Consider the following 9485-nt stretch of genomic DNA (forward strand, 5'->3'; position numbering starts at 1 on the left):
CGGTCGGGCCGATCCGTCCGCCCGCCGGGCCGATCCGTCAGGCGGGCGCGCCGGCGAGCACCGCGTCGCGCGCGGCCGCGAACGCCGAGACGCAACGACGGACCTCGTCCTCGGAGTGCGCGGCGGAGAGCTGCACGCGGATGCGCGCCTTCCCCTTCGGCACGACCGGGTACGAGAACGCCGTAACGTAGACCCCGCGCTCCTGGAGGGCGTCGGCGATCCGCGCCGTGAGCGCGGCGTCTCCGAACATGACGGGCACGATCGGGTGCTCGCCGGGCAGCAGGTCGAAGCCGGCATCCGCCATGAGCTCGCGGAACAGCGCCGCGTTCCGGGTCAGGCGCTGCCGCAGCTCGCCCGACTCGCTGACGAGCCGGAGCGCCTCGATCGTGCCGGCCACGATCGCCGGTGCGAGCGTGTTCGAGAAGAGGTACGGCCGCGCGCGCTGGCGCAGCAGGTCGACGATCTCCTGCCGTGCCGCGACGTAGCCGCCGGACGCCCCGCCGAGCGCCTTGCCGAACGTGCCGGTCGTGATGTCGACGCGTCCCTCGACGCCGCAGTACTCCGGAGTCCCCCGGCCGTGCTCGCCGACGAAGCCGACGGCGTGCGAGTCGTCGACGAAGACGAGCGCGTCGTGGCGCTCGGCCAGGTCGCAGATCTCCTGCAGCGGCGCGATGTAGCCGTCCATCGAGAAGACGCCGTCGGTGACGATCACCTTCCGGCGGGCGTCGGAGGCCTCCTGCAGCTTCGCCTCGAGGTCGGCCATGTCGCGGTTGGCGTACCGGTAGCGCCGGGCCTTCGAGAGGCGGATGCCGTCGATGATCGACGCGTGGTTCAGCTCGTCGGAGATGATCGCGTCGTCGGGCCCGAAGAGCACCTCGAAGACGCCGCCGTTGGCGTCGAAGCACGACGAGAAGAGGATGGTGTCGTCGTAGCCGAGGAAGTCGGACACCGCGCGCTCGAGTTCGAGGTGGAGTTCCTGCGTGCCGCAGATGAATCGGACGCTCGCGAGCCCGTAGCCCCAGTCGTCGAGCCCGCGATGCGCGGCCGCGACGATGCGCGGGTCGTCGGCGAGCCCGAGGTAGTTGTTCGCGCAGAAGTTCAGCACCGTGCGCCCCGCGACCTCGATCTCCGAGGACTGCGGCCCGTGGATGCCGCGCTCGCGCTTGGTCAGGCCCGCGGCCTCGATCTCGTCGAGCTCGGCGCGCAGCTGGTCCTTCACGGATCCGTACATGTTCAGACCTCCGTCCAGTCGAGGATGACCTTGCCGACCCCGCCGGAGGCGGCGGCGTCGAAGCCCGCGCGCCACTCGCGGGCCGGGTAGCGGTCGCTGATGATGGACGCCACGCGCTCGCGCAGCACGGGGCTGGTCTGCAGCATCGCGCTCATCGAGTTCCACGTCTCGAACATCTCGCGACCGTAGATGCCCTTGAGCGTGAGCATGTGGGTGACGACCTTGCCCCAGTCGACGGCGAACGGTTCGCTCGGCAGGCCCAGCAGCGCGATGCGACCGCCGTGGTTCATGTTGTCGATCATCTCGGGCAGCGCCTTCGACGAGCCCGACATCTCGAAGCCGACGTCGAAGCCCTCGCGCATCCCCAGGCGCGGCTGGAGGTCGCGCACGCGCTCGCGCGACACGTCGACCGTGGCATCCGCCCCCATCTTCATGGCCAGCTCGAGGCGGGCCGGCGAGACGTCGCTCGCGACGATGAACCGGGCGCCGACGTGGCGGGCGACCGCGATCGACATGAGGCCGATGGGTCCGCAGCCGGTGACGAGCACGTCCTCGCCGACCAGCGAGAACGCCAGCGCCGTGTGCACGGCGTTGCCGAACGGGTCGAAGATCGCACCGACCTCGGGGTCGACGTCGTCGTGGTGCACCCAGACGTTCTCGCCGGGCATGACCACGAACTCGGCGAACGCGCCGTCGCGGTGGAGGCCGACGCCCTTGGTCCGGATGCACATCTGGCGGCGGCCGGCGCGGCAGTTGCGGCACATGCCGCACACGATGTGCCCTTCGCCCGAGACCCGGTCGCCGACGGCGATGTCGTGCACGAGCTCGCCGACCTCGACGACCTCGCCGTAGAACTCGTGGCCCGGGATCAGCGGGGTGCGGATCTCGGAGGCGGCCCAGTCGTCCCACCTCTCGATGTGGAGGTCGGTGCCGCAGATCCCGGTGCGGAGCACGCGGATCTTGACGTCGGCCGGTCCCGTCTCGGGTTCCGGTCGGTCGACGAGTTCGAGTCCCGCGCCGGGCGCGGACTTGAAGAGTGCCTTCATCGGCGTCGTGTCCTGACTTCGTACGGGCGCCACGCGGGGTGTGCGGGTGCCGGGCTCGCCCGCCGAGGGTCACGGCGCGCGTCGAGGTGACCCGATCATCGTAACGAGCGGCACGAGCGGATGACGCGGGGCGGGAGAGCGCGAGCGACGGCCTTGCACCGCCCCCGGCGGGACGCTAATCTCGAATCGATTCGAGTCGAATCGATTCGAGCCGGTACCCGCACCACCCCGACGACGAGGCAGTAATGTCGCAGCACCGAGACCACGCAGACACCATGAGCGAGCACGACCAGCACGCACCCGGAACCGGCGACGCCGAAGCGCCCGCCGCGGCATCCGCCCGCCCCCGCGGCGAACTCGTCGCGTGGCGCAACGCGATCTTCGCGATCTTCTTCCTCTCGGGCTTCGGCCTGGCCAGCTGGGTCGCGCGCATCCCCGCGATCCGCGACGCGGTCGACCTCAGCACGCAGGGCGTCGGCCTCGTCATCCTCATGGGCTCGATCGCGTCGATCGTCGGCCTCATCGCGGCACCCTGGCTCATGGCGCGCTTCGGCGCGCGCCTCGGCATGATCGGCGTGCTCGCCACGGCGGCGCTCGGCCTCGTCTCGGTCGGCCTCGGCGGCTCGGTCGTGCCGAGCGTCGCGCTCATCGTGCTCGGTCTCGCGCTGTTCGGATTCGGCAACGGCGCGGTCGACGTGATGATGAACGTCGAGGGCGCCGAGGCCGAACGCGAGCTCGGCAAGACGGTCATGCCGCTCATGCACGCGTTCTTCAGCCTCGGCACGGTCGCCGGCGCCGGACTCGCGGCCGCGGCATCCGCCCTGGGCATCGCCACGGCGATCCACCTGGGTGCGATCGCCGCGCTCATCGCCGTCGGCGTCGTCGTCGCGGTCCGGTACGTGCCGGTCCGCGAGGAGCTCGGCGACGATGCGCACACGGGCGCGCCGCGCGAGCCGCTCGGCGTCCGCATCCGGCGCAGCCTGTCGGTCTGGACCGACGTGCGCCTCCTCCTCATCGGCGTGGTGATGCTCGGCATGTCGTTCGCCGAGGGCAGCGCGAACGACTGGATCGCCCTCGCCGTCGTCGACGGCCACGGGCTCGACGCGACGACCGGCGCCGCCGTCTTCACGGTCTTCACCATCGCGATCACGACGGCGCGCGTGCTCGGCGGCCCGTTCATCGACCGCTTCGGCCGCGTGATCATGCTCCAGGTCATGGCGGGCATCGGCGTGATCGGGCTCGCGCTCTTCATCTTCGGCGACCAGCCGTGGATGATCGTCGTCGGCACCCTGCTCTGGGGCATCGGCTGCTCCCTCGCCTTCCCGGTCGGCATGTCCGCCGCCGCCGACGTCCCCGATCGGGCGGATGCCGCGGCGCGCGTCTCCGCGGTCGCGATGATCGGCTACTGCGCGTTCCTGGTCGGCCCGCCGCTCATCGGGTTCCTCGGGGAGCGGTTCGGGATCCTGAACGGCATGCTCGTGCTCCTCGGCCTCATGGTCATGGCCGGGATCGCCGCGCCCGCGGCGCGCGAGCGGAACCGCCGGGCCGGCTGACACCCGCTCAGGCGCGGGGCCGGTAGCGCAGGCCCACGACTCCGCCGTCGTACGCCCGCTGCTCGACGAGCTCGAGGCCGAGCAGCACGGGGGTCGGGAACGCCGGGGTCCCTCCCCCGACGACGACCGGGTGCACGTGCAGCGACACGTCGTCGACGATGCCGGAGGCGAGCGCCTGCGACGCGAGCTCGGGCCCGCCGACGGCGACGTCGCGGTCGGACGCCGCGGCGAGCGCCCGCACCTCGTCGGGATCGAAGGTCCGGGACAGCCGCGTGCGCGGCGCATCGGCGAGATCCTCCTCCGCGAGCGTGCGCGAGCACACGACCTTGTCGGCGGCGGCCCAGATCCCGGCGAAGTCCCGCACGGCGTCGCCCTGGTCGGCCAGGTCCATCACGTCCCACGCCCGGAGCACCTCCCAGACCCTCCGGCCGAGCACGAACGTGCCGACGTTCCGCAGGTCGTCGTTCACCGCGGAGTGCACGTCCTCGCCGGGCACGGCCCAGTCGAAGCGGCCCTCCCGGTCGGCGACGTACCCGTCGAGCGACATCTGGTTGCCGTAGACCACGCGCCCCATGACGCCCCCGTCCGTCGTGGGCCGCGCCCGCGGCGGCCCGCCTCACGTCCAACGTAGACTCGTCGGGTGCGTCTCGTCATCGCCCGCTGCTCCGTCGACTACGCCGGCCGGCTCTCCGCGCACCTGCCGCTCGCGACGCGCCTGCTCATGGTGAAGGGCGACGGGAGCCTGCTGGTGCACTCCGACGGCGGCAGCTACAAGCCGCTGAACTGGATGAGCCCGCCGTGCACGCTCGCCGCGGCCGAGCCCGACGACGACCAGCGCGCTGCCGGCGTGACCGAGGTGTGGAGGGTCACGCACGCGAAGACCGCCGACCAGCTCGTCGTGTCGATCCACGAGGTGCTGCACGACTCGGCGCACGACCTGGGCGTCGACCCGGGCCTCGTGAAGGACGGGGTCGAGTCGCACCTGCAGCAGCTGCTGGCCGAGCAGATCGAGCTGCTGGGCGACGGCTACCGCCTGGTGCGGCGCGAGTACATGACGGCGATCGGCCCGGTCGACATCCTGGCGACGGATGCCACGGGCGGCTCGGTCGCCGTCGAGCTGAAGCGCCGCGGCGACATCGACGGGGTCGAGCAGCTCACGCGGTACCTCGAGCTGATGAACCGCGATCCGCTGCTGGCGCCGGTGGTGGGCGTGTTCGCGGCGCAGGAGATCAAGCCCCAGGCGCGCACGCTGGCGGAGGACCGCGGCATCCGCTGCGTGGTCCTCGACTACGCCGCGATGCGGGGCGTCGAGAGCGGCCACGCGCGGCTGTTCTGACGCGATCGCGGTCGGCCCGCGGGGGTCCCGCGGTGCGGCCTTCCGGGCCCGCGTTCAGCCGGCACACAGCATTCCCGAGTGTTCCTCGGATTTCATGCGCCTAGTATGACGCGGTGACTTCCCTGCTCCCCGCCGCCACCATCGCACCCCCGCGCGAGTGGTCCGCCGTGCTGTTCGACCTCGACGGCACGATCATCGACTCCGCGAGCGAGATCATGGACTCCCTCGCGCACATGTTCACCGAGATGGGTGCGCCCGTCCCCGATGAGGAGACGCTCCGCTCCTACGTCGGCCCGCCCCTGCTCGACAGCCTCCGCATGACCGCGGGCTTCAGCGACGTCGACGCCTGGGAGGCGCTCAACGTCTACCGCGACCACTACGACGACCACCTCCTGCACTCCCCGGTGTTCCCCGGCGTCGAGGGGGTGCTGCAGGCGATCCAGGCCGCAGGCCTCCCGATCGCACTCGCCACGAGCAAGCCCGAGTCGATGGCCCGCGCGGTCCTCGCGCACACCGGCCTCGACCGCTACTTCACGGTCGTCGCCGGCGCCAGCGACGACGAGGAGCGCAGCACGAAGGCCGACGTCGTCGCCGAGGCGCTGCGCCGACTGGACGAGCTCGGCCGCGACACGTCGGACGCCGTGATGATCGGCGACCGCGGGTACGACCTGCTCGGCGCCGCGGCGCACGGCGTGCCGACGATCATGGTCGAGTGGGGCTACGGCTCCCCCGCCGAGGCGACGGACGCCCTGGCCGTCGTGCACTCGGCCGACCAGCTGCGGGGCCTGCTCATCGGCTGACGGCCCGCCCGGCCACCCGCATCCCCCTGCCGCACCGCAGGGGAGCCCGGCGCACGCGGGCTCGACGGCGAGCGTCGACCCGATTCCCACGAAGCCCGCCTTCGCCACGGATGCTTCGACGCACGTCGCGCGTATCGAAGCATCCGCCGCGTCCACGCCTCCAACGCGAGCAAACCTCGATAGCAACGATTCGGGTCAACTCCCTTCCGGAGCCTTCCCTCCGCCCCCATGCGGGGGGCAGGATGCCGGGTACGTCCGCCCACCGGCGGACGACGTTTCGTGTCCCGCGGTCACCGTCCGCGGGCACTCGGAGGGAGAAACATGCAAGGGAAGACCAACCGCGCGCGTCGTCGCGTGGTTGCGACGATCCCCGTGCTCGCACTCGCGGCCGCCGGTTTGGCGACCGTTGGAACGAGCACGGCGACCGCCGCACCGGCACCGGTCATCGGTGCCGACGAGTACTACATGAACTACGCCGCACCACGGGCGGAGGCCGCGTTCGAGACCGACGAGGCGCTCGACGCGACCGTCGACGGCGCCGCCGCCAAGGCCGGCACGGTCAGCGGCTCGGTGGCCGAGCAGTCGGCCGCACTCGACAAGAAGTACGCCCAGGGCAACCCGGCGACGGCTCGCCAGCTCGCCAAGCTCGAGGCGAAGTCGATCGAGACCGGCAAGAGCCCGAAGGCGCTGAAGAAGGCGAAGTCGACGCAGGAGGCCAAGCTCCTGACGATCCTCATCGAGTTCGACGACGAGGCGAACGACGACTTCACCGACGTCTACGTCCCCGAGTACTGGGGCGCCTCGACGTGCAAGCTCGGCGAGGTCGTGAACGGCCCGCTGCACAACAACATCCCGAACCCGGCGGACTACCCCGACCTCGACAACAACTCCATGTGGGTCGAGGACTTCTCCCCCGAGCACTTCGACAAGATGCTCTTCACGGACGAGGGCATCACCGAGCGGGTCCGCACCGACCTCACCGGCCCCGACGGCCAGCCCGGCTTCGACATCTCGGGCTACACGATGAAGTCGATGTACGAGGAGATGTCGCGCGGCGCCTACACCGTCACGGGTGAGGCGACCCAGTGGGTCACCCTTCCGCACTCCGAGGGCTGGTACGGCGCGACCACCTGCTACCAGAACGACGAGGGCGAGTGGGAGGCCGGCGCCTACCAGGGCATGCAGGGTCACCCCGACAACCCGATCGGCGCCAACGCGCTGCCGATCCACGCGGTCGAGGCCCTCGCAGCGGCACAGCCGGACTTCCCCTGGGCCGACTACGACGTCGAGGACCAGTCCGACCGCGACGGCGACGGGAACTACTCCGAGCCCGACGGCGTGATCGACCACGTCGTGCTCGTCCACGCCGGCGAGGACAAGTCGGGCGGCGGCGGTGCCGAGGGCACCTACGCCATCTGGGCGCACTCCTCGGCCGTCGCGGGCGGCGCCGACATCCCCGGCACCGACCTCAAGCTGTCGAACTACATCGTGCAGCCCGAGGACTCGGGCGTCGGCGTGTTCGCGCACGAGTACGGCCACGACCTCGGCCTCCCCGACCTGTACGACGTCTCCGGCGCCGGCAGCTCCGACGTCGACTTCTGGGACCTCATGTCGTCGGGCTCGCACTCCGGCCCGATCTTCCAGTCGATGCCGACCCACATGGGCCTCTGGGACAAGTGGGTGCTCGGCTGGGCCGACCCCGAGGTCGTGAACCCCGGCGACGACACCCGGACCATCAAGGTCGGCCAGACGTCGCGCCCGAAGAAGGGCACCGAGGACGGCATCAAGGTCAACCTGCCCGACAAGGTGATCACCCTCGCGGACGCGCACAGCGGCGAGGAGATGTGGTACTCCGGCGCCGACCAGGACTGGGCGGACATCCGCCTCAGCCGTTCGGTCGACGTGCCCGCAGCGGCGGACGCGAAGTTCTGGATGTGGAACGACTACGTCATCGAGGCGGACTGGGACTACGGCTTCATCGAGGTCTCGACCGACGGCGGCGCCACCTGGGCGCAGCAGAAGGTCTACGACGAGGGCGGTGCCGAGGTCTCGACGAGCGACGCCTACGGCGACCCGAACAACCGCCTCTCCGACTACGGCGGGCTGAAGTACGGCCTCACCGGTGACACCCACGGCTGGGCGCACCACTACGTCGACCTGACGCCGTACGCGGGCACCACGGTGCAGCTGCGCCTCCGCCAGGCCACGGACGCGGCCTACCTCGACCGCGGCTGGTTCGCCGACGACTTCGAGCTCGTCGCCGACGGCGTCACCGTCTGGAGCGACGACGTCGAGAGCGGCGACAACGGCTGGACCCCGGAGGTGTCGACCTTCGTCGACACGACCGGACCCGGCTGGCGCATCGACACCGGCACCTCGGTGCAGGCGCAGTACTACCTGGTCGAGTGGCGCAACTTCGACGGCTTCGACGAGGGCCTGAAGTACGGCTACAACACCGTCTACAGCGACGGCGCCTGGAAGGTCGAGAAGGTGGCCTACAACGCGCCCGGTGCCCTCATCTGGTACCGCGACACGACGTACGGCAACTCGAACCAGATCATCTCGAACGAGTCGGCCCTGCCGAGCTACGGCGCGAAGGGCGGCCTGCTCGTCGTGGACAGCCACTTCGACCCGCTGCAGCGCACCGGCGCCGCGGCCGACGCCGACCCGACGACGCTGAACGTGATGCCCTCGCGTGCGCAGTCGTCGAACGCGGCGTTCGGCCTCACCGGGACGCACCCGTTCACGGAGTGCTTCACGGTCGCCGGATCGGACACCGAGTACTGCACCGAGATCCCGTCCCTGCCCGCGGTGAGCACCTTCACCGACGACCAGGGCTGGGTGCCCGGCTTCGCCGTCAGCGACACCGGCTCGCTGTACTACCGCGACCGCGACGCCTCGGTGGTCGTCCCGTCGGTGGGCAACGCGCCGTACTCGGTGCCGCTGTACCACTTCGACGGCTCGCCGGCGACGGAGTACTACGGCCTCGACATCGGGCTCGGCCCGTTCGGCTCGGGCAACCCGGCCGACGACGGCGTGGGCTACGGCACCGTCATCTCGGTGAAGAAGGCCCTGTCCGGCAACACCGCAGCGCTGATCGAGGTCACCCCGCCGTCGGCGGGCTGATCGCGGCAGCCTGAACCGGCGAGGCGCCGGCCCCCTCGTGGGGTCGGCGCCTCGTCGCGTGCGGGGGTGGCCGACGGGCTCAGTCGCGACCGAGTGCCGCGGGCGCGAGCAGTCCGTCGAGCAGGCGCTCGATCCCCCAGGCGAACCGGGAGGCGGGGTCGTCCGCGAGCTCGCGCGTGCGATCGCCGAGCGGGAACGTCTCGGCGTCGTCCCAGAGCGTCGCCGATGCCGCGGTCGCGCCCGTCCCGTCGGCGGGCGTGGACCCCTCGCCCGCGCGGTCCTCGTCGGCGGCGTCGAACGCCACCGCACCGAGCACGTGGACGCGCACGGCGTGCGTCGCGCGGCCCGCCTCGACGGGGTCGAGTCCGGCATCGGCGAACGTCGCGAGCAGGC

8 protein-coding genes are annotated in these 9485 nt (G+C 71.4%); 4 read left to right on the top strand and 4 right to left on the bottom strand.

Going from position 1 to position 9485, the window contains the following annotated elements; genetic code table 11:
• Positions 1-37: 37 nt before the first annotated feature.
• Positions 38-1231 (bottom strand): glycine C-acetyltransferase, encoded by a 1194-nt coding sequence (locus ESO86_RS06600; RefSeq protein WP_129234181.1) that lies wholly within the window; start codon positions 1229-1231, stop codon positions 38-40.
• 2 nt (positions 1232-1233) lie between these two features.
• Positions 1234-2277, bottom strand: a complete 1044-nt coding sequence (gene tdh / locus ESO86_RS06605) for an L-threonine 3-dehydrogenase (RefSeq protein WP_129234182.1) — start codon at positions 2275-2277, stop codon at positions 1234-1236.
• A gap of 245 nt (positions 2278-2522) precedes the next feature.
• On the opposite strand from tdh, the gene ESO86_RS06610 reads away from it, so the two are divergent.
• Positions 2523-3830, top strand: coding sequence for an MFS transporter (locus ESO86_RS06610; protein ID WP_242492241.1), 1308 nt, complete (start codon positions 2523-2525; stop codon positions 3828-3830).
• Positions 3831-3837: 7 nt separating this feature from the next.
• On the opposite strand, the gene ESO86_RS06615 is transcribed toward ESO86_RS06610, so the two are convergent.
• Positions 3838-4404, bottom strand: a complete 567-nt coding sequence (locus tag ESO86_RS06615; protein WP_129234183.1) for a dihydrofolate reductase family protein — start codon at positions 4402-4404, stop codon at positions 3838-3840.
• Positions 4405-4470: 66 nt separating this feature from the next.
• Between ESO86_RS06615 and nucS the strand changes: the two genes are divergently transcribed.
• From nucS to ESO86_RS06630, 3 genes are all read left to right on the top strand, one after another.
• Positions 4471-5166 (top strand): endonuclease NucS, encoded by a 696-nt coding sequence (nucS, locus tag ESO86_RS06620; RefSeq protein ID WP_129234184.1) that lies wholly within the window; start codon positions 4471-4473, stop codon positions 5164-5166.
• 113 nt (positions 5167-5279) lie between these two features.
• Positions 5280-5966 (top strand): HAD hydrolase-like protein, encoded by a 687-nt coding sequence (locus ESO86_RS06625; RefSeq protein ID WP_242492242.1) that lies wholly within the window; start codon positions 5280-5282, stop codon positions 5964-5966.
• A 354-nt stretch (positions 5967-6320) separates the two neighbouring features.
• Entirely contained in the window at positions 6321-9092 is a 2772-nt protein-coding gene (locus ESO86_RS06630; protein WP_242492243.1) for an immune inhibitor A domain-containing protein, read from the top strand.
• Between the two features lie 79 nt (positions 9093-9171).
• On the opposite strand, the gene ESO86_RS18630 is transcribed toward ESO86_RS06630, so the two are convergent.
• A partial coding sequence (locus tag ESO86_RS18630) for a hypothetical protein (protein ID WP_207207037.1) occupies positions 9172-9485 on the bottom strand: 314 nt, incomplete at its 5' end.

This window comes from Agromyces binzhouensis (genome assembly GCF_004135055.1).
Lineage (GTDB): Bacteria > Actinomycetota > Actinomycetes > Actinomycetales > Microbacteriaceae > Agromyces > Agromyces binzhouensis.

Coding starts and splice junctions, on each gene's coding strand:
- ESO86_RS06610 (WP_242492241.1), top strand. CDS start 2,523: ATGTCGCAGCACCGAGACCACGCAGACACCATGAGCGAGCACGACCAG.
- ESO86_RS06600 (WP_129234181.1), bottom strand. CDS start 1,231: ATGTACGGATCCGTGAAGGACCAGCTGCGCGCCGAGCTCGACGAGATC.
- tdh (WP_129234182.1), bottom strand. CDS start 2,277: ATGAAGGCACTCTTCAAGTCCGCGCCCGGCGCGGGACTCGAACTCGTC.
- ESO86_RS06615 (WP_129234183.1), bottom strand. CDS start 4,404: ATGGGGCGCGTGGTCTACGGCAACCAGATGTCGCTCGACGGGTACGTC.